The 20,892-nt window shown below is 66.4% G+C and carries 19 protein-coding genes; 15 read left to right on the forward strand and 4 right to left on the reverse strand.

The window, feature by feature from the left end; translation table 11 throughout:
* Positions 1-276 precede the first annotated feature (276 nt).
* Positions 277-804: a flavin reductase family protein gene (locus tag ACVILH_RS23315; protein WP_456714974.1), complete on the reverse strand. Its 528-nt coding sequence runs from the start codon at positions 802-804 to the stop codon at positions 277-279.
* A gap of 13 nt (positions 805-817) precedes the next feature.
* Positions 818-2,065 (reverse strand): styrene monooxygenase subunit StyA, encoded by a 1,248-nt coding sequence (styA, locus tag ACVILH_RS23320; RefSeq protein WP_456714975.1) that lies wholly within the window; start codon positions 2,063-2,065, stop codon positions 818-820.
* A gap of 98 nt (positions 2,066-2,163) precedes the next feature.
* Here styA and ACVILH_RS23325 point away from each other — a divergent pair, with 98 nt between their 5' ends.
* From ACVILH_RS23325 to ACVILH_RS23335, 3 genes are all read left to right on the forward strand, one after another.
* On the forward strand, positions 2,164-3,069 hold the full coding sequence (locus tag ACVILH_RS23325; protein WP_456714976.1) for a LysR family transcriptional regulator: 906 nt from the start codon (positions 2,164-2,166) through the stop codon (positions 3,067-3,069).
* A gap of 290 nt (positions 3,070-3,359) precedes the next feature.
* Positions 3,360-4,100 (forward strand): metallophosphoesterase family protein, encoded by a 741-nt coding sequence (locus ACVILH_RS23330; protein ID WP_456714977.1) that lies wholly within the window; start codon positions 3,360-3,362, stop codon positions 4,098-4,100.
* Between the two features lie 1,044 nt (positions 4,101-5,144).
* Entirely contained in the window at positions 5,145-7,460 is a 2,316-nt protein-coding gene (locus tag ACVILH_RS23335; RefSeq protein ID WP_456714978.1) for an ATP-binding protein, read from the forward strand.
* Positions 7,461-7,491: 31 nt separating this feature from the next.
* On the opposite strand, the gene erpA is transcribed toward ACVILH_RS23335, so the two are convergent.
* Positions 7,492-7,833 (reverse strand): iron-sulfur cluster insertion protein ErpA, encoded by a 342-nt coding sequence (gene erpA / locus ACVILH_RS23340; RefSeq protein WP_456717053.1) that lies wholly within the window; start codon positions 7,831-7,833, stop codon positions 7,492-7,494.
* A 140-nt stretch (positions 7,834-7,973) separates the two neighbouring features.
* On the opposite strand from erpA, the gene ACVILH_RS23345 reads away from it, so the two are divergent.
* The 12 genes from ACVILH_RS23345 to surE all read left to right on the forward strand — a co-directional run bounded on the left by ACVILH_RS23345 (position 7,974) and on the right by surE (position 20,435).
* A complete protein-coding gene (locus ACVILH_RS23345) occupies positions 7,974-9,140 on the forward strand; it encodes a deoxyguanosinetriphosphate triphosphohydrolase (RefSeq protein ID WP_456714979.1) in 1,167 nt (388 codons plus the stop codon).
* A gap of 8 nt (positions 9,141-9,148) precedes the next feature.
* The gene (gene argS, locus ACVILH_RS23350) at positions 9,149-10,945 is read left to right on the forward strand and encodes an arginine--tRNA ligase (protein ID WP_456714980.1); all 1,797 of its coding nucleotides are present in this window, start codon (positions 9,149-9,151) and stop codon (positions 10,943-10,945) included.
* A 95-nt stretch (positions 10,946-11,040) separates the two neighbouring features.
* Entirely contained in the window at positions 11,041-12,600 is a 1,560-nt protein-coding gene (locus tag ACVILH_RS23355; protein WP_456714981.1) for an SPOR domain-containing protein, read from the forward strand.
* 42 nt (positions 12,601-12,642) lie between these two features.
* Complete coding sequence (gene nagZ / locus ACVILH_RS23360) at positions 12,643-13,671, forward strand: beta-N-acetylhexosaminidase (protein WP_456714982.1); 1,029 nt, start codon at positions 12,643-12,645, stop codon at positions 13,669-13,671.
* Entirely contained in the window at positions 13,668-14,507 is an 840-nt protein-coding gene (locus ACVILH_RS23365; protein ID WP_456714983.1) for a segregation and condensation protein A, read from the forward strand. The genes nagZ and ACVILH_RS23365 overlap by 4 nt, the downstream gene beginning before the upstream one ends.
* Before the next feature lie 19 nt (positions 14,508-14,526).
* Positions 14,527-15,696, forward strand: coding sequence for an SMC-Scp complex subunit ScpB (gene scpB / locus ACVILH_RS23370; RefSeq protein ID WP_456714984.1), 1,170 nt, complete (start codon positions 14,527-14,529; stop codon positions 15,694-15,696).
* 281 nt (positions 15,697-15,977) lie between these two features.
* Positions 15,978-16,211: a twin-arginine translocase TatA/TatE family subunit gene (locus ACVILH_RS23375; RefSeq protein WP_006614346.1), complete on the forward strand. Its 234-nt coding sequence runs from the start codon at positions 15,978-15,980 to the stop codon at positions 16,209-16,211.
* 104 nt (positions 16,212-16,315) lie between these two features.
* Positions 16,316-16,852 (forward strand): Sec-independent protein translocase protein TatB, encoded by a 537-nt coding sequence (gene tatB, locus ACVILH_RS23380; protein ID WP_456714985.1) that lies wholly within the window; start codon positions 16,316-16,318, stop codon positions 16,850-16,852.
* Positions 16,849-17,670 (forward strand): twin-arginine translocase subunit TatC, encoded by an 822-nt coding sequence (gene tatC / locus ACVILH_RS23385; RefSeq protein WP_456714986.1) that lies wholly within the window; start codon positions 16,849-16,851, stop codon positions 17,668-17,670. Before tatB ends, tatC begins: the two co-directional genes overlap by 4 nt.
* 128 nt (positions 17,671-17,798) lie before the next feature.
* Entirely contained in the window at positions 17,799-19,124 is a 1,326-nt protein-coding gene (gene serS / locus ACVILH_RS23390) for a serine--tRNA ligase (RefSeq protein ID WP_456714987.1), read from the forward strand.
* Between the two features lie 96 nt (positions 19,125-19,220).
* On the forward strand, positions 19,221-19,577 hold the full coding sequence (locus ACVILH_RS23395; protein WP_456714988.1) for a hypothetical protein: 357 nt from the start codon (positions 19,221-19,223) through the stop codon (positions 19,575-19,577).
* Positions 19,578-19,667: 90 nt separating this feature from the next.
* Complete coding sequence (gene surE, locus ACVILH_RS23400; RefSeq protein ID WP_456714989.1) at positions 19,668-20,435, forward strand: 5'/3'-nucleotidase SurE; 768 nt, start codon at positions 19,668-19,670, stop codon at positions 20,433-20,435.
* Between the two features lie 33 nt (positions 20,436-20,468).
* Here the strand turns inward: surE and ACVILH_RS23405 are convergent, their stop codons facing one another.
* Positions 20,469-20,852: a response regulator gene (locus ACVILH_RS23405; RefSeq protein WP_456714990.1), complete on the reverse strand. Its 384-nt coding sequence runs from the start codon at positions 20,850-20,852 to the stop codon at positions 20,469-20,471.
* Between the last annotated feature and the right edge of the window lie 40 nt (positions 20,853-20,892).

Here is a 20,892-nt window from a genome sequence, read left to right on the forward strand (position 1 = left end):
TATTGATCGCGATGTCAGTGAATGCGCCCTCTCCCCCCAAGGCGAAGCGAAGCTTCGCTAGGGTGGGAGAGGGCATGTAGGACAGCGCGACGAACTCGGTTGGGTGAGGGGTTTCTTTCCACGAGCATTGCTCGCGGAGAGAAACCCCTCACCCAACCGCGTTCGCGGATAGGCCGCACATGCCCTCTCCCGCAAGGGGCGAGGGCGCTGTATCGGGCAGTACGCGTTGCGGCTCGAGTGAGGGCGAAGCGTTCGGCGGCCCATACTGCTACTCCATCAAATACTCCACCCCTCCGCCGGATAGGCCAGCGCATCGCCCGGCGATATCTCCGCGCCCACCCCATTGCGGAAGCGGCTCGCATAGAATGCCAGCGGCAGGCCGTCGCGATGCCGGCACCAGCGGACCTCGCCGATGAAGAGGGTGTGGTCGGCAATTTCCACCGCGTCGACCACCTCGCAGCCGAACTGCGCGATGGCCTGCGGCAGCAGGAAGAAGCCGTCGCGCGCTTGCAAGGCGGGCGCACCTTGCGCCAGCGCCGCGCCGGCGAAGTGCCGGCCGATCGCGACGTCATCGGCCGCGAGCACGTTGACCGCATAGCGGCCGGACGCGCTGACCGCCTGCCAAGTGCGGCCGCGCTTCAGCGAGACCAGCACCGTCGGCGGCTGCATCGAGACCGTCGTGAAGCTGTTGGCCGTCATGCCGATTGCCGCGCCGTCGGCATCGCTGCTCGTCACCACCGTCACGCCGGTGGAGAACCGCGAGGCGGCTGCGCGAAAGCTCGCGGGGTCAGGATGATGGCTCATCAGCTGCTCCGCCTCACGCCGCAAGCTGCGTGTGCTCGTCGATCCAAGCGTGAATCCGCCGAACGCTCGCCAGGCGATCCCATTGCCGCTCCGGATAGTTGAAATTGTCGGTGAACTCGTCGCAGAGCGCGCGGTTCTGCGCCATGGTGAAGATCAGCCGGCCCATCGCCTCCGACGGCGGCTGCAGCATCAGGTTGGTCCAGCGCGACGCCGCGATGACCCGGTTCTCGCGCGCGCGATCGACCGTCTCCACGAAGCGGTCGTCGAACGCCACGGCGTCCACGATCGCCTTGCCGAGCTCGAACGCGGCGTAGGAGGCCATGTTGGCGCCTTGGCCCATCATCGGATCGACCACCGAATGCACGTCGCCCAGCGCGATCGCGAGTCTGCCGTCGTCGAAGCTGACCGAGGAGCGCCGCACCGTCGGCACGACAGCGCCTTGCAGCAGGTCCAGCGGCTGCAGATCGAAGCGGTGCGTGTCGATCTTGTTGTAGGTGTGCGGATGGTGCTTCTCGAGCTTGTCGAGCATCGTCTGCCGGAAGCCTGCGGGATCGGCATCGTAGTTGAGCGACACCAGCTCGGCCATGTCGCCGCCGGGGATGTTCTCCATCAGCAGCGCCGTCTTCATGCCGCCGAAGGTCAAGGTCGGGATCACGATCATCTCGCCATGCCCCGGCGAGACCGAGAGCGTCACGCCGCGCGGATCGTCACCGTCGGGGCTGCCATGATCGACGCCGTCATACAGGCCGACGCAGAGCAGGCGCTGCGGCTGGTTGTAAGGCGAGAGCTCCGGCCGGTGGCTGAACATCCGCCCGAGCGCGCCCTTGCCGGTCGACACGACCAGCAGGTCGAAGCGTGACACCAGCGCCGGAATGTCGTCGTCCTGGATGCTGGCATATTCGATGCTGCCGCCGCGATCCTCAAAGTCCTTCATCAGCGCCGGCAAATAGATCCGGTAGTCGACGGCGCGGCTCGGCTGCTTGAACGCGCCGCGGAAGAGCAGGGGACTGACCGGGAAATTGAAGAAGTGGTCATGGTGATGATAGACGACATCCGGGTCGTCCCAGTGGTTCACGCCGAGCTCGTTCTCGCGCGCCACCGTGATGCCGTGATGCGCCACGGTATTCATCAGCCGCGTGGCAGCATATTGCTCGGGCTCACGGTCGGTCAGCACGGTGGCCTGGATTCCGTGCTTTTGCAGATAGAGCGCCAGATGCAGCCCGCCGATGCCGGCGCCGACGATGCCAATCGACTTCTCCATGGGTCTCCCTCCCTCGTGATTTTTTTGAGAGGCTAGACCAGTCCTCCCGATGCCGTATACGGAATGGCAAGAATAAAACTCATTCCGGGGAGGAATGGATGGACCGGATCGACGCGTTGCAGACCTTCATCCGGGTCATGGAGGCCGGCAGCTTCACCCAGGCCGCGGCTGATCTCGGCCTCGGCCAGCCCGCGATCACCAAGCGCATCGCGCTGCTGGAAGAGCAGTTCGGCTGCCGCCTGTTCGTGCGGACCACGCGCAAGCTGCGCCCGACCGCAGAGGCGGACCGGGTGCTCAAGCTCGCCAAGGACATCGTTGCCTTGTTCGAGAGCGCTGGCGTGCCGTCGCCGCGCCGTGTCGGCGCGCCCTCGGGCACCCTGCGCATGACGGTGCCGACCTCGTTCGGCCGTTATTTCTTTGCCGACATCTTTGCGGAATACGGCCGGCGCTATCCCGAGGTGCGGCTCGACATCCGCTTCACCGAGCAGTTCGTCGATCTCGTCGAGACCGGCACCGAGCTCGCCATCCGCATCGGCGTACTTTCTTCGAGCTCGCTGGTCGCGCGCCGCGTCGGGACGGTGAAGCGGCTGCTGGTCGCGTCGCCGGCGCTGCTGACAAGACACCATCCGCCGCGCCTGCCCAACGACCTGCGCCAGCTGCCCTGCGTGACCTATTCGCGCCTGTCACCGAAGAACGAATGGAGCTTCGAATCCGAAACCGGCCGCCACGTCGTCGGCATCACGCCCTCGCTGACCTGTGACGACGCGGACATCATGACCCTGGCCGCACTCGAAGGCCTCGGAGCCGCCGTGCTGCCGGACTGGTGCGCGGTCCAACACATCGCCGCCGGCAAGCTGATCCACCTGCTGCCCGACTACGACGTGCCGTCGCTGCCGCTCCACGTCGTCTATCCCGATCCACAATGGATGTCCCACCGCGCGCGATTGTTTCGCGACCTGATCATCGAGCGCGCGGACGTGTTCGCGATCGGCACGGCGCAATGAGAACCGTAGGGTGGGCAAAGGCGCGCAGCGGCGCGACAGCGTCGTGAGCACCGTGCCCACCGTCTTGCCACGCAACGCGTCGATCGATGGTGGGCACGGCGCGCGCGATCCCGGCACACATCGATAGCGTGCCACGCGCCTTTGCCCACCCTACGGCTCCGTTGTCATTGCGAGCGAAGCGAAGCAATCCAGGGCTGCGCGCGGATTCTGGATTGCTTCGCTCGCAATGACGAGGATGCTACACTCTGCCAACAACGACCAGCGTGAGACGGGACTGTGAGGGGACGACGATGCGGCTGGCTGTGATCTCCGACGTACATGGCAATCTGCCGGCACTCGAAGCCGTTCTCGCCGACATCAAGACCCGCGGCGTCGATGCCACCGTTAATCTCGGCGATTGCGTGACCAGTCCATTGTGGCCGCGCGAAACCTTCGAGCTGCTGCAGACGCTCGCGCTGCCGACCGTGCGCGGCAATCACGACCGTTGGATCGAGGAGTTCGCGGAAGAGAAGCTGTCTCCCGCCGGGCGCTTTGCGCGCGCCGCGCTGACAGCCGAGCAGCGCCGCGTCTTGCATGCTCTGCCGCCGCGGCTCGCGCTGGAGCAGGGCATCCTGGCGGTGCACGGCACGCCCGACGACGACTGCGCGCTGCTGCTGGAGGAGATGCTCGACGACGGCCGCTACGTCCCGGCGGGCCGCAACGTGCTCGCCGCGCGTCTCGTCAATCTCGGCGGCGCCACGCTGGTGCTGTGCGGCCACAGCCATCGCCAGGCGATGGTGCAGGTGCCGCGCGGTCCGCTGGTGGTCAATCCCGGCAGCGTCGGCTGCCCGGTGTTCGCGGACATTCCAATCGCGGCGCAGCTCGACTATCGCTCACCGCACGCGCGCTACGCCGTGCTGACCGAGCGCCGCGGACATTGGCAGGCGGAGCTGCTCGCGCTCGCGTATGATTGGGATCGCGCAGCGGCGCGTGCTGCTGAGAATGGCTTTCCGCATTGGTCAGGCGGGTATGCCTCCGGCGCCGTGATCTGAATGCGCATGAGCCGCTCGTAAGAAGCCCGACGAACCGGGGAACCTGCAGGTGTATTGCTTACGCCGAGGCGAACTATTCACGCGACCCGTTTCCACATCGTCATGGCCGGGCTTGTCCCGGCCATCCACGTCGTGCTGCAGGCCGAGAAGACGTGGATGCCCGGCCTACGCCGCGCCGAAGGGGCTTCGGCCCCGCAGGCGGGACAGGCCCGGCCATGACGGAGCAATTAGCTCACAGACTCGTTCGTCGCGATCGTCCCGTATTCGGATAGCCCGTCGGGCAAATCGGTCTGCTTGTTTGCGCGCAGTCGCCTGCATCCAACGGCGCTGCCCGGCTTTGGATCCGCCTGCGCGCGTAAACCAATTTATTCAGCCGCATCAAGCTGATTTGGCCTGTCCAGTCCTGGCGCGAAAAAGATTGGTGTTTCGTAATTTCAGAATTCGTGCTTTCCTGCCTCTTGTCCCACCCCGGCACGAGGGGCGTATCGCGATCGTCACGACACGCGGGGTGGGATGCGATGGGCGCTTGGAGCCGCAGCATGGTGTGATGCCGTGCGGACGAACGGCTCCGGCGCACGCCGAAATCGCATGGTCCTGGTCTCCCGATGCTGAGGCCACGCCGGTGGTGACGATGATCGCCGGTAACGGGGGCAAGACAGCCGGTCCCCGGGGAGAGTGCGTATAACGCGTAGAGCCGTCGTGCAGGGGATGCCGGTTGACCGGCTGGACCTGTGGTGACTGCCGCCTGCTTTGTTTTCTGCAGGCGGGCCATGGGTTGCGGCCAGCGCCCGGCATTCCCTGCGCCCTCGTTTTCAAGGAGGGTGAGATCGAGAGGCAAAACTCGGGCAGATCATGCTGCGAGATCGACGAGCCGTGCTCGCGCGTCCCGGCGTCCGGTGAAGCGCCCGACCCATTCCGGGTTTGCCGGTGCAGCGCAGGGGCGGGGCGGGACCTGGTTCCGTACTTCTACGGGCGAGACAATTAACGCCGCTGAAGCAGCCGATCAGGCATGGCAGGGGATCACAAGGAAAGCACTGCGTCCGCATGAATTGGCCTGGGGATCCCACGAGCTCGAAGCGAACCGCAAGCGCCAGTCCGGTGGGCGCTTTCTTCCTTTGGATCGGCGGCTTCGCTGCCATCGAAGGTCTCGACGACGAAGCTCTGACCGAGCGCGATCGCCGGCGCATCCGTGCACGGCAGATCGATGCCGTCGCGCGCCTCGTCCCGGTGACGATCGGCATCAACTTCGCCAACGCCGCCATCATTCTCGGCGTGTTCTGGAACACCGTCTCCAATCTCTTCCTCACCGCGTGGGGCGTGGCGATCGCCGTCGCCGGCGGCATGGCGCTGCGCGGCTGGTGGCGCGCGCGCAAGTCGCGGCCGCAGGAGGCCTCCGAGCGCGCCATCAACCGGATGACGCTGCAGGCGTTCTTCCTCTCGGCCGTGTGGGGCTCGCTGCCGCTGATTGTGATGCCGCAGGTCGATCCGCATCTGCAGATCATCGTGGGATCGCTGATGACCGGGATGATCTCCGGTGGCGCATTCGCGATGTCCAGCGTGCCTCGCGCCGGTCTGACCTACACTTGGACCATGATGCTGTGCTCGGTCGGCTCGCTGTTTCTGTGCGGCGGCGCGACCTATCTGGTGCTCGTCGTCTTCCTCGGGCTCTACTCGTCCTTCATGGTGCGCCACCTGGTGTCGCACGGCAACGTGTTCCTGGAGAACCTGAAGGCGCAGATCCGCCATGAGCGCCAGAACGAGACCATCTCGCTGCTGCTCAAGGAATTCCAGGAGAACGCCGCGAGCTGGCTGTGGCAGACCGATGCCGAGGGCCGCCTGATCGACGCGCCGCAGCGTTTCGCAGACGTCGCGCAGCTGCCGCTCGATCAGCTCAAGGGCGAGCGGCTGATCGATACGCTGAAATATCTCTGTCCGACCGATACGGCGACGCTCAAGACACTTGCGGATCGCATGACGCAGCGGCTGTCGATCCCGGAAAGCCTGATCCATGTCGTGGTCGCCGGCGGCGAGCGCCGCCGCTGGGCGCTGACCGCGCGGCCGGCGCGCGACTATGAGGGCAGGTTTGCCGGCTATCGCGGTTTCGGCCGCGACGTCACCGAGCGCTGGCGCGCCGAGCAGGCGGAAGCCGAGAGCAGGGCCAAGTCCGACTTCCTGGCGATGATGAGCCACGAGATCCGCACGCCGATGAACGGCGTGCTCGGCCTTGCCTCGACCCTGCTGGAGACCAAGCTCGACGACGATCAGCGCCACGCGGTGATGACCATCCGCGAGTCCGGCGACAATCTGCAGCGCATCCTCAACGACATTCTCGATCTGTCGAAGCTCAACGCCGGCAAGCTGGAATTCGAGACCGTCGATTTCTCGCCGGCGGCGCTGGTCGAGGCCGTCACCGCGATCATCGGCGTCAACGCCAAGACGAAGAGCCTCTTGGTCAACGCCGACATCGATCCGAAGCTGCCGCCGTCGCTGAAGGGCGACGTCGCGCGCATCCGCCAGGTGCTGATCAATCTCGCCTCCAACGCGGTGAAGTTCACCGAGCAGGGCGGCGTCACCATTGCCGTTGCCTGCCGCACGCGCGACGATCACAAGGCGACGATCGAGTGGCGCGTGTCCGACACCGGCATGGGCATTCCTGCCGATCGCGTCGGCAAGCTGTTCACCGATTTTGCGCAGGCCGATGCCTCGATCAACCGCCGCTTCGGCGGCACGGGACTCGGACTTGCGATTTCCCGGCGCATCATCGAGCAGATGGGCGGCACGATCGCGGTGTCCTCCGTGCAGGGCGAGGGCTCGACCTTCCGCTTCAGCCTGACCTTGCCGTGGAGCGACAAGCAGATCTCCGATCAGCGCGGCGACCGCGTCGGCGCCGGCGACCTGAAGGCGCGCATCGAGGCGCTCGGCCGCCCCTTGCGCGTGCTGATCGCCGAGGACGACGCGACCAACCGGATGGTCGTGTCGAAGATGCTGCAGGAGTTCGGCGTAGACAAATGCATTGTGCCGGACGGCCTGCAGGCGGTGAAGGCGGCTTCCGAGCAGGAGTTCGATCTGGTGCTGATGGATGTGCGCATGCCCGAGATGGACGGCATCACGGCGACGCGCACCATCCGCGGCAAAGGCGGACGGCTCGCCGAGCTGCCGATCATCGCGCTGACCGCGAACGCCTTCCCCGACGACATCAAGCAGTGCCGCGAGGCCGGCATGACCGACTTCCTCGCCAAGCCGCTGCGCAAGCCGGCGATGGTGGCCGCGATGCTGAAGGCGATCGGCACGCCCGCGCCCAGCGTCGAGGCGCCGGCACTGGCGCCGTCGGATAGTCCGGCGGCAACTGCCGAGGTCTGAGACGGAGGAGGATCAGACGGAGGAGGGGGCGTTAGATCGAGAAGCTGGTGCCGCAGCCGCAGGAGGCGGTGGCGTTGGGATTGTTGATCCGGAACGAGGCGCCCATCAGGTCGTCGACGAAATCCACCTCCGAGCCCGCCAGGAACGGCACCGAGGCCGGATCGACCAGCACCACGGCGCGGTCGCGGGCGATGACCAGATCGTCGTCCGCCTTGGTGCGATCGACGTCGAACTTGTACTGGAAGCCCGAGCAGCCGCCGCCCTCGACCGAGATGCGCAGCATCGCGCCGGCCGCTTCCTTGCCGAGGATCTCTCCGATGCGGCGGGCGGCGCGTTCGCTGATGGTGACGGGGCCGGTCGCGGCGTCAGTCATCGAGGCATCGGTCGTCGAGGCGTCGGTCATGGCAGGAGGTCTCCGAATAGCGCGTCATGCCCTATTCATTTGGTCTCGGGCATTCCCCATAGTTAAGTGGGCTCGCCAGAGGAATCAAACCGCAAAAGGAACAATCGCCCGTGTCGGTCGGAATGGCTGCCCCCCGCGCTCCCTATTCCTGCGATCCCGATCGCAGCCGGGGCCGCCTGTTCGCCGAGCCGCCGTCGCGCACCCGCAGCCCGTTTCGCCGGGATTGCGACCGGGTCATCCATTCCACCGCCTTCCGGCGCCTGAAGCACAAGACCCAGGTGTTCGTCTTCCACGAAGGCGACCACTACCGCACCCGCCTGACCCATTCTTTGGAGGTCGCCCAGATCGCCCGCGCGCTGGCGCGCCAGCTCGGCCTCGACGAGGACCTGACGGAGACCTTGGCCTTGGCGCATGATCTCGGCCATCCGCCATTCGGCCATGCCGGCGAGCGGGCGCTGAACCGCTGCATGGCCGACCATGGCGGCTTCGACCACAATGCCCAGACATTGCGCATCGTCACCTCGTTCGAGCAGCGCTACCCGGATTTCGATGGGCTCAACCTGACCTGGGAATCGCTCGAGGGGATCGTCAAGCACAACGGCCCGTTGCAGGGGACGATCCCCGCGGGCATCGCCGAGTTCAACGCCGGCTTCGACCTGGAGCTGTGGAGCTACGCCTCGCTCGAGGCCCAGGTGGCCGCGCTGGCCGACGATATCGCCTATGACGCCCACGACATCGACGATGGGTTGCGCGCGGGCCTGTTCGTGGTCGACGACCTCAAGGAGGTTCCGCTGCTTGCGGCGATGATCGAGGAGATCGACCGGCACTATCCGGCGCTCGACGCTATCAGGCGCGGGGCCGAGCTGGTGCGCGAGCTGATCTCCTACCTGATTGCAGCCGTCGCAGCCGAGGCCGAGCGCCGGATCGCCCAGGCGAAGCCGGTCTCGCCGCATGACGTCAGGCGCCACCCAAATGCGCTGGTGGCGTTTCCCACTGACGTTGCCGAGCACGAGGCCACCATCAAGGCGTTTCTCTGGCAGCGGATGTATCGCCACGAGCGGGTGATGCGGGTGATGCGCGACGCCGAGCGCATCGTCGAGGACCTGTTTGGCCGCTATCAGCAGGACGGCGCGACCTTGCCGGCCGGCTGGCTCGACGGCTGCGCCGGAGAGGGCGATCGGGCGCGCCGGATCGGCCACTTTATCGCCGGAATGACCGACCGTTTGGCGTTAACCGAGCACCACCGGCTTTTTGACTCGACTCCGGATTTGCGTTAGGCGCGGGCATGGTTGAACAAGCGTCCACCCCCTATCTTTTTGCCGACATGCTGGCCCGCGTGCACGCCATCTGCGCCGCGCTCGCCAAGGATGGCGGCTGGCCCGAGGGCATCGATTTCTCGCGCGTGGTGGTCGAGCCGCCGCGCGATCCGAGCCATGGCGACATGGCGACCAACGCCGCAATGGTGCTGGCCAAGGAGGCGAAGGCCAAGCCGCGTGATCTCGCCGAGCAGATCGCCGAGCGCCTGCGCGCCGACGAGCTCGTGGCCAAGGTCGACGTCGCCGGTCCCGGCTTCATCAACCTCACTCTGCAGCCGGTGGTCTGGGCAAAGGCGCTGGCGACGATCCTGCGCGAAGGCGCCGGCTACGGTCGCGTTGCGCCGGTGCCGGGCGCGCCGAAGGTCAATGTCGAATACGTCTCGGCCAATCCGACCGGGCCGATGCATGTCGGCCATTGCCGTGGCGCCGTGTTCGGCGACGCGCTGTGCAGCCTGCTGCAGTTCGCCGGCCGCGACGTCACCCGCGAGTACTACATCAACGATGCCGGCGCGCAGGTCGACGTGCTCGCGCGCTCGGCGTTCCTCCGCTATCGCGAGGCCCTCGGCGAGGATATCGGCGCGATTCCGGACGGGCTTTATCCCGGCGACTATCTCAAGCCGGTCGGGCAGGCCCTCAAGGCGGAGCATGGCGACAAGCTCAAGGCCATGCCGGAAGCTCAGTGGCTCCCGATCGTGCGCGACAAGGCGATCGCGATGATGATGGACGAGATCAAGGACGATCTCGCTGCGCTCAACATCCGGCACGACGTGTTCTTCTCGGAGCGGTCGCTGATCACCGGCGGCAACAACAAGGTTGCCGAGACGATCGACTTCCTGCGCGAGCGTGGCGACGTCTATGAGGGTCGCCTGCCGCCGCCGAAGGGCGCGCCGGTCGAGGACTGGGAGGATCGCGAGCAGCTCCTGTTCCGCGCCACCGCCTTTGGCGACGACGTTGATCGCCCGCTGATCAAGTCGGACGGCAGCTACACCTACTTCGCCTCAGACATCGCCAACCACCGGCACAAGTTCGAGCGCGGCTTCGCCGACCTCATCGACGTGTTCGGCGCCGATCATGGCGGCTACATCAAGCGCATGCAGGCCGCGGTGAAGGCGGTGACCGCGGCGCAGGCGACGCTCGACGTCAAGGTCGTGCAATTGGTCAAGCTGCTGCGCAATGGCGAGCCGGTGAAGATGTCGAAGCGCTCCGGCGACTTCGTCACCTTGCGGGAAGTTGTTGATGAAGTGGGGCGCGATGCGGTCCGTTTCATGATGCTCTATCGCAAGAACGACGCCGTGCTCGATTTCGACCTCGCCAAGGTCATCGAGCAGTCGAAGGACAACCCGGTCTTCTACGTCCAATACGGCCATGCCCGCGGTTATTCGGTTTTCCGCAATGCCCGCGAGATCTTCCCGGACCTGCCGGAGGATGAGGCGGCCCGAATCGCGTTCCTGAGCAGCGCGAAGCTGGAAAAACTGTCCCACCCGACCGAACACGGCCTCTTGAAACAGCTGGCGCTTTACCCACGTACGGTGGAGAGCGCGGCGCTGGCGCATGAGCCGCACCGGGTCGCCTTCTACCTCTATGAACTTGCAAGCGAATTTCACGCCCACTGGACGCGGGGGCGGGATTTGCCCTATTTACGCTTCATTATCGATGATGATGCAGAATTGACCAAGGCACGTTTGGCCATGGTTCAGGGCGTCGTCTCGGTACTGGCGTCGGGACTTGCGATCTTGGGCGTTAATGCTCCTGATGCAATGCGCTGATTGGGGGAAACACGCGACTTCAGTTGGGGGCCTCAATCTGGCAGGGTCCGCCTTAGGACGCATATGCGGCTCACCCGCAGGGACGCTTCATCACGATGGCTGATCGTTACCAGGACAGACCCTTTCCCGCTGACGGTTTTGGCCGCGGTGGAAACCAGTCGGGCGATGCCGATCCGCTCGCTGAGCTCGCCCGTCTGATCGGACAGAACGACCCCTTCGCCCAGTCCGGCCGAGGCACCCCGCAGGCTCAGCCGCGGCCGATGGCCCGACCCGCCGCGCCCGTTCCGGAGCAGCCGGCACCCGGCATGCCGCCGGCCGGTGCTCCTGCCTGGATGCAGCGTGCCCAGCCGGCCGCCGCCAACCCGTTTGCCGATATGGGGCGCGAGTCTCCGCAGCCCGCGCCGGCGCCGCCAGCGTTTCCGGCCGGCTATCAGGATCCGCGCGCGCAGCCGGCCTTCCCGGACCAGGATTTTGCGCCCGCCGCTGCACCCCGGCCGCAGCCCGGCTTTCCCAATGCCGAGTTCGCCGATCAGCTCTCCAAGCTCGACTACAGCGTCGGCGACTCGCGGCACGGCTTTGCCGAGAACGATCGCGACTACGACCGCGGCAACGGCTTCGACGACAACGAGCCCGATCCGTCGCGCTATGACGATGCGCTGTTCGGCCAGATGGGCGGCGGCCAGCAGGGCTTCCAGGGCGACGACGGTTTCCAGGACGGCCAATACGGCTATCAGGACGGCTACGACGAGGGTGAGGAAGAGGAGCGGCCGCGCCGGCGCAGCGGCATGAGCACGGTGCTCGCGGTGCTGACGCTTGCGGTGGTCGGCACCGGCGGCGCCTATGGCTACAAGACCTACATCTCGTCGGCGCGGACCGGCGAGCCGCCGATCATTCGCGCCGACAACAGCCCGACCAAGATCATGGCGCAGCAGGATCCGACGCCGAAGGTGCCGGACCGTCTGCTCGGTAATGACGGCGGCGAGAAGCTGGTGTCCCGCGAGGAGACGCCGATGGACCTCAACACCCGCGGCGGCAGCAATCCGCGCGTGGTGTTTCCGCAGATGAGCCAGAACGGATCCCCGCCGCCGGCGAGCATGCCGAGCATCACGCCGGCGCAGATCGCCAACGCCAACGGCACGCTACCCAACAGTGATCCGCGTCCGATCAAAACGCTGTCCGTCACCGGTGGCAATCAGCCGCCCGCGACGGCTGATGCGCCGACGCCGGCCGCGCCCGCGACCAAGGCGGCCGCCAAGGGCCGCAAGTCGCCGGCCAATGCCAATGCGTCGGCGGCGACCGACAGCCCGATGCCGCTGACCCCGCAGCCGGCCGCGGCGCCGACGCCCGCACGCATCGCGACCGCCGTTCCGGTCACCGAGCAGACCCAGACCGAGCGCACCGGCGGCTATCTGGTGTCGATCTCGTCGCAGGCCAGCGAGGCCGAGGCGATGTCGTCATACAAGGCCGTCCAGGACAAGTACGGCGCCGTGCTCGGCAAGTATGAGCCGATCATCAAGCGGATGGATCTGGGCGACAAGGGCGGTGTCAAGTACCGCGCGGCCGTCGGCCCCTTCGCGACGAAGGAAGAGGCCAACAAGATGTGCGGAACGTTGAAAACTGCCGGCGGACAGTGTTTCCCGTTTAGCAACAATTAAGGCTCGCTTGACCGACCCTGAGGCGGGGTCTATGCGGCCCGCATGACCCTGCGGGCTTTCATTACCGGCATCTCCGGCCTTGACCTCACCGAGGCCGAGCGCGCCTTCATCCGCGATGCGAAGCCCTGGGGCTTCATCCTGTTCAAACGCAACGTCCATTCACCGGACCAAGTGGCTGAATTGGTTCGGGAATTGCGGAGTTGCGCGGGCCACGCCGACACCCCAATCCTGATCGACCAGGAAGGCGGACGGGTCCAGCGCCTGGGGCCGCCGCACTGGCCGGCCTATCCGCCGGGTGTCGTGTTCGACCGCCTCTACGACCTTGATTCGGCCGCAGGCCTCCGTGCCGCCTGGCTCAGCGCCCGCCTGATCGCCGACGATCTGCACAGGCTGGGGATTACCGTCGACTGCCTGCCGCTGGCCGACGTCCCCATCGCCGGCGCCGATGCCGTGATCGGGGACCGGGCCTATGGCACGAATCCAGCCAAGGTGGCGGCGATTGCCCGGGCGGTCACCGACGGGCTGGAGCAGGGCGGCGTGCTGCCGGTGCTCAAGCACATCCCGGGGCACGGCCGGGCCAATGCCGACAGCCACCACCGGCTGCCGACCGTCGACACACCCGAAACGGAGCTCGACGCGACCGATTTCGCCGCCTTCCGGCCGCTCGCCGACCTGCCGATGGCGATGACTGCACATGTTGTGTTTAGCGCAATCGATGCCGCCCATCCGGCCACGACTTCTGCGACAATGATCCAGTGGGTGATTCGCGAACGGATCGGGTTCCAGGGTTTGTTGATGAGTGATGACGTTTCCATGAATGCTCTGGCCGGATCGATCGCCGAGCGCACGCGCGCGATCGTCGCGGCGGGTTGCGACATGGTTCTGCATTGCAACGGCAAGCTCGACGAGATGCAGGCCGTCGCGGCCGAGACGCCGGAGCTGGCCGGCGAGGCTCTGATCCGCGCCGATCGCGCGCTGGCGGCGCGCAAGGCACCCACGGGCTTCGATCGCAACGCCGCGCGCGCCGAGCTCGACGCGCTGATCAACCGGCTGGGACCCGCGAGCGCATGACCGCTGAAATTCTGTCGTTTGAAACCGGCCGTCCCACGACGGAGCTGGCCGAAGCCGAACCGGCGTTGGTCGTCGACGTCGAGGGCTATGAAGGCCCGCTCGACCTGCTGCTCGCGCTGGCGCGGCAGCAGAAGGTCGATCTCGCCAAGATCTCGATCCTGGCGCTCGCCGACCAGTACCTCCAGTTCATCGAGGCTGCGCGAAAAATCCGGCTCGAGCTGGCCGCCGACTATCTCGTGATGGCGGCGTGGCTCGCCTTCTTGAAATCGCGCCTGCTGCTGCCGGAGCCGCCGGCGCAGGAAGGCCCGAGCGCCGAGGAGATGGCGACCGCGCTCGCCAACCGGCTGCGCCGGCTGGAGGCGATCCGCGAGGCGGCCAACCGCCTGATGAACCGACCGCAGTTCCAGCGGGACGTGTTCCCGCGCGGCAATCCCGAGGCGATCGCCGAGGTCCGCACACCGAAGTTCACGGCAACCCTGTTCGACTTGCTCTCGGCCTATGCCACCCAGCGCCAGGCGCGTGTGGTGACGTCAGTCCATATGGCCAAGCGTAACGTCTGGTCGCTCGCCGAGGCACGCGCGACGCTGGAGCGGCTGGTCGGCATGACCGAGGTGTCTGACGACTGGGGCTGTCTCGACGATTACCTGCTGAGCTACGTGCCTGAGCCCACGCAGAAGGCCACCGTCTTCGCCTCGAGCTTCGCGGCCGTGCTGGAGCTGGTCCGCGAAGGCAAGCTCGAACTGAACCAGAAGCAGGCGTTCGCGCCGCTGTATTTTCGTAAGCGTCCACCGAACCAGCCCGGCGCCATGGCTGCGCCGGACTTGACGGTTGAGTAACGAAGAAGGAGACCCTGCCATGGCAAGCTTGGCGGAACTGCGCATGGAAGAGCCCGACGAGATCGCGACCAGCGAGCCCGAGGTGCGCCCCGAAGAGTTGCGCATCCTGGAAGCTCTTCTGTTTGCCTCGGCCGAGCCGCTTGAGCAGGCGACGCTTGCCAAGCGTATGCCCGAAGGTGTCGACATCAAGGCCGCGCTGGCGCAGCTGCAGGCGGAATACGCCAATCGCGGCGTCAACCTTGTGCGCGTGGCCAGCAAATGGACCTTCCGCACCGCCGGCGATCTCGCCTGGCTGATGACCCGCGAGAGCACCGAGACGCGCAAGCTGTCGCGCGCCGCGATCGAGGTGCTGGCGATCGTCGCTTATCACCAGCCGGTGACGCGTGCCGAGATCGAGGAGATCCGCGGCGTCGTGACCTCCAAGGGCACGCTCGACGTGCTGCTGGAGACCGGCTGGATCAAGCCGCGCGGCCGCCGCAAGACGCCGGGCCGGCCGCTCACCTTCGGCACGACCGACGCGTTCCTGGCCCAGTTCAGCCTGGAAACCCTGGGCGATCTGCCGGGCCTCGAGGAGCTCAAGGGCACCGGCCTGTTGGATTCGCGGCTGCCCACCGGCTTCACCGTGCCGACGCCGTCGGACGACCCCACCCTGCGGGAGGACGAGGAGCCGCTGGATCCGGGCGATCTCGACCTGGCGCTTGCGCCTGCCGTCGAGGCCGAGCCGGGCCAAGGTCAGGCGGCGGCCGAGGCCGAGACGTCCGAGGCGGAAACGGCTGTCGGCGAGACGGGCTTCGTGGAGACCGGCGTTGCCGAGACGCTGGCCGACACCGCAGAAGCGGGAGTGGCTGAGAGCGAGGCTGACGCTCTGGACGGCGAGACCTCGGCGGAGCTGACCGTCGGAGATCTCGAGATCTCGCCGTGGGAGCCGACGACGGAGATCGGCGAGGCTGACCTCGAGGCCGAGGAGCTTGCTGTCGAGGAGCTTGATGTCGAGGAGCTCGAGCGCGAGGAGCTTGAAACCGACGAGCCCGCCACCGAGCAGGACGACGAGGCCGTCGCTGAGCTGTCCGACGGTTCGGCGGAGGACGAGACCGAGTCCGATATCGATGATGACGCCGAGGCCGAGCTCGAGGTCGACGAGGGTGACCACGATACCGACCAGGACGGCTCGCCGGACCGTGAGGCGTAACGGCCGGTGCGCCGTTAACACTCGCGTTATTACGTAGCTCCGGCCGTGATTTGCCGGAGCTTAAGTGCTTGTTTTTGGGGGCGGCGACGCCTACCTTCCGCCCCAGATCGGGCTATCCGCGCGCCGTTTTCGGCCCCAGCCGCATGGTGTTCGTTGCTGTTTCGCAATCGAATGCTAGAAGCGAAGTGTCGCGGCCAAGCCCATGGATATGGCGCGGTTTCGGCGGTAGCGTCGACGGGCAGCTTAAGGGAAGGCTGCGCCGGTGTTTGGAGGGTTGCAGGATGGGTTCGCTTAGCATTTGGCACTGGATCGTGGTGATCGCGGTCGTCCTGCTGTTGTTCGGGCGCGGCAAGATCTCCGATCTGATGGGCGACGTCGCGCAGGGCATCAAGGCCTTCAAGAAGGGCATGCAGGACGACGACAAGGCGCCGGAGAAGACCGAGCCGGTCAAGTCGATCGATCACGGCGCCACGCCTTCGGCCACCCGCACGGATGTCGGCAGCAAGGCCGTTTGATCTGCGCGTGAAGGGCGCGGGCGGCGCGCGCTCCCGCTTGGGGTGGACCTGCTCGGACGGGGCAGGGCGGGACCAGAGACGTCGTCGCGTAGGCGGATTGTTAGATGTTCGATATCGGGTGGAGTGAGCTGCTCGTCATTGGGGTCGTCGCACTGATTGCGATCGGCCCCAAGGAGCTTCCCGGCGTCCTGCGCATGGTCGGCCAGTGGATGGGCAAGGCCCGCCGCATGGCCTCGGAATTCCAGGGTCAGTTCCAGGAAGCGATGCGCGAGGCCGAGATGGCCGACCTCAAGAAGAGCTTCGACGAGGTCAAGGAGGCTGCGAGCGGCTTCTCCCCCAGCGGCATGATGTCGTCGCTGCAGCGCGACGTCGACAAGGCGCTGGACATCGAGGGCGTGGACAAGCCCGCAGAGCCGATCATTCCGACCTCGCCGGAGCCGGTTGCTTCCGTCGAGACGCCCGTGACGCCGACCACCCCCGAGCCGCCGCGCCCCGAGACGTTCGTCGAGGCCGAAGTCCATCAAGCCGTGGGCGAGCCGCTGGCCATCGTCCGCGAAATCAAGCCCGAGCCGCAGCCGCAGCCCGTTGATGGCGCTGCGCCGGTCGAGGCCGAACGTCTGAAGGACGCCAAAGCGTCATGACCGTCGAAGATATCGAGGCCAGCAAGGCCCCGTTGATGGATCACCTGATCGAGCTGCGCTCGCGGCTCATCAAGGCGCTGCTCGGCTTCGGCGTGGCCTTCATCTTCTGCTTCTTCTTCGCCAAGCAGATCTACAACATCCTGGTGCTGCCGTTCGTCTGGGTCGCAGGCGCGGAGAACAGCAAGTTCATCTACACGCAGCTGCTCGAATATTTCATCACGCAGCTCAAGCTCGCGATGTTCGGCGCCGGCTTCATCTCGTTCCCGATCGTGGCGACGCAGATCTACAAGTTCGTGGCGCCGGGACTCTATCGCCACGAGCGCAATGCCTTCCTGCCCTATCTGATCGCGACCCCCGTCTTCTTCGTCCTCGGCGCCATGCTGGTCTATTTCGCAGTGTGGCCAATGATCGTGCGCTTCTCGCTCGGCATGCAGCAGCTTGGCGGCCCCGAGACGGCGCAGATCGCGCTGATGCCCAAGGTCGGCGAATATCTGTCGCTGATGATGTCGCTGATCTTCGCCTTCGGCATCGCGTTCCAGCTGCCGGTGATCCTGACGCTTCTCGGGCGCATCGGCATCGTCACCTCGCAGATGCTGAAGGAGAAGCGGCGCTACTTCATCGTCATCGCCTTCATCATCGCCGCGGTGCTCACGCCGCCGGATGTGCTGAGCCAGGCGTCGCTGGCGCTGCCGCTGATGGCACTCTATGAGGGCGCGATCATCGCGGTCGGCATCGTCGAGAAGCAGGCGGCGGCGGCCAAATCCGGTTCCGGCTCGTCGTCGGGCTCGGGCAACCTGCCGGCCAATCCGTCCGAATAGTGGGATCAGGCCGCCCGGGTCCGTCCGGGCGCCTGTTCCCATCGGCGGCCTTTCGGGGTAGTGCAAGCGCGCCGTCGAAAGCCGCGGCGACTCAGCCCCTGTCTCTTCGTTCCCAGGACCGAACGACCATGCACGACATCAAATCGATCCGCGACAATCCGCAAGGTTTCGATGCGGCGCTGACGCGCCGGGGTCTGTCGCCGCTGTCGTCGCATCTGCTCGCGATCGACGAGCGGCGGCGCGCGGCGATCCTGGCATCCGAGCAGGCGCAGGCGCGGCGCAATGCGGCGTCGAAGGAAATCGGCGAGGCCAAGAAGGCCAAGGACGACGCCCGCGCCTCGGCGCTGATGGACGAGGTCGCCAAGCTCAAGACGACGATGCCGGAGCTCGAGGCGGCTGCAAAGCAAGCCGACGAGGAGCTGGCGCGCGAGCTTTCGGCGATTCCCAACCTGCCGCTCGACGAGGTGCCGGACGGCAAGGACGAGCACGACAATGTCGAGCGTCACGTGTTCGGCGCCAAGCGCAACTACGCCTTCGCCCCGAAGCCGCACGACGAGATCGGCACCGCCCTCGGCATGGACTTCGAATCGGCGGCGAAGCTGTCCGGCGCGCGCTTCGTCGTGCTGAAGAAGGGACTGGCGCGGCTGGAGCGCGCGATCGGTCAGTTCATGCTCGACCTGCACACCACCGAGCACGGCTATACCGAAGTCAATCCGCCGCTGCTCGTGCGCAACGACGTCATGTTCGGCACCGGGCAGCTGCCGAAATTCGAGGACGATCAGTTCTGGGCGGTGAGGGGCGAGCTGCTGATCGCGCCCGACGAGCGGCTCAAGACCGACCGGCTCGGCCTCATTCCCACGGCGGAAGTTGCGCTCACTAATCTGGTGCGCGAATCGATCGTCGACGAGAAGGAGCTGCCGATGCGGCTCACGGCGCTGACGCCGTGCTTCCGCGCCGAAGCCGGCGCGGCCGGACGCGACACCCGCGGCATGATCCGTCAGCATCAGTTCACGAAGGTCGAGCTGGTGTCGATCACGACGCCGGAGACCAGCAAGGACGAGCATGAGCGCATGCTGGCCTGCGCCGAGGAGGTGCTGCGCCGGCTCGATCTGCATTATCGTGTCATCACGCTGTGCACCGGTGACATGGGTTTCTCGTCGCAGAAGACCTATGACATCGAGGTCTGGATGCCCGGGCAGGGCGATGGCGGCGCCTTCCGCGAGATCTCGAGCTGTTCGGTCTGCGGCGACTTCCAGGCGCGCCGCATGGATGCGCGTTCCCGCGGCAGCGACGGCAAGCCGCGCTTCGTGCACACATTGAACGGCTCCGGCACCGCCGTTGGCCGCGCGCTGATCGCGGTGATGGAGACCTATCAGCAGGCCGACGGCTCGATCGCCGTGCCCGACGTGCTGCAGCCCTATATGGGCGGTCTCAAGGTGGTGGCTGCTCAGTAGGCGGCGAGCTCCTTCGGCGCGCGGTCGCCGCTTGCGCGGCGTCCGCCGATCCGTATTCTCGATGCTGTTCAGCGGCTGCTTTTCAGAGTGGGCGCCATGGCCCTGCATCGGGATATTTTCTGGATTGGACGGCAATGGGCCGTCACCGGCTCCGGCATCCAGGCGGTCGACCAGCGCCTCAAGGGTGCCTTCGACGTCGATCGTGCCGCGGTGTGGGACGACGGCCTGGCCGAGGCGCTGAGCGCTCAGCCCTGGTTCAACGGGGCTGACTTCGAGAAGGCGCTGAACATGGCGCGGGCTCGGTTTCCCGCCGAGCCGCGGCCCGAGGCTGCTGCGCCGCCGCCGGTTGCGCCGAAAGCAACTGAAGCATCTTCCCCCTCCGCTGGTCCGCTCCGGCTGGGCGCGGGCGGCAAGCTCGCCAGGTTCTTGCCGCAGTGGCGGGTCCGCTCCTGAACCGCCCAAACGAGCCCCGCGCCGGTTTGCCTCGATACCGCGCAGCAGCTAAGACACCCCCGACACTGTCTTGAGCTGGAAAGGGTGGCCATGCGGATTCTCTGCACCAATGACGACGGGATCCACGCGCCTGGCCTGAAGGTGATGGAGGAGATCGCGCGCGCTTTGTCCGACGACGTCTGGATCGTCGCGCCCGAGCTCGACCAGTCCGGCGTGTCGCATTCGCTGTCGCTCAACGATCCCTTGCGGCTGCGCGAGGTGGGCCCGCGGCATTTCGCGGTGCGCGGTACGCCGACCGACTGCGTCATCATGGGCGCGCGGCATATCCTGGGAGAGAAGCGTCCGGATCTGGTGCTGTCCGGGGTCAACAAGGGCCGCAACGTCGCCGAGGACGTGGTCTATTCCGGCACCATCGCCGGCGCCCTCGAAGGGACGATCCTCGGCCTGCCGTCCTTCGCCCTGTCGCAGGAGTTCAGCGTGGCGACGCGCGACAAGCCGTCGTGGGACACCGCGCTCAAATTCGGGCCGCAGATCGTGCGCAAGGTGCTGGATGCTGGCGTGCCGAAGAACACCGTCATCAACGTCAACTTCCCGTCCTGCTCGCCCGACGAGGTCCGGGGCATCGTCGTCACCCGCCAAGGCAAGCGCAATCTCGGCTTCCTGAAGGTCGACGAGCGTCGCGACGGACGCGGCAATCCGTATTTCTGGATCGGCTTCGATCGCGCCGCCGCCCTCGATGTCCCCGACGAGGGGACCGATCTCGCGGCGCTGGCGGCGCACTATGTGTCGGTGACGCCGCTTCGCCTCGATCGCACCGATGAGGCGTTCTCCGGCAAGCTTACGGATATCCTCGGCTGACGGCCGCGGGCCAACCTCTGGCAGAGCCGCTTTCTAGCCCTGCGGCTCGGTGCTGCGCAGAGCGTGCTCGATGGCCTTGCTCAGCGTCTCCAGCTGAAACGGCTTCTGCAGGGCAGGCCGGTCGCGATAGTCCTCCGGCAGGCCGGACGAGCCATAGCCGGTCGCGAAGATGAAGGGACGATTGCGAGCCTTGATCAGGTCGGCCACCGGCGAGATCACCTTGCCGTTGACGTTGACGTCGAGGATAGCGACGTCGAAATAGGTGCTCTCGGCGAGCTTCATCGCCTCGCCGATCTCGCCGGCCTCGGCCGCGACGGTGTAGCCGAGCTCCTCGAGCATGTCGGCCACCATCATCCTGATCATGACTTCGTCTTCAACCAGAAACACAGAGCCGCGTGGCGGCCGCGGTGCAGTCATGATGTCAGTCCTTGCCCATACCCAATGTCACGCTCGCAAA

Source organism: Bradyrhizobium sp. USDA 4353, from assembly GCF_054063215.1.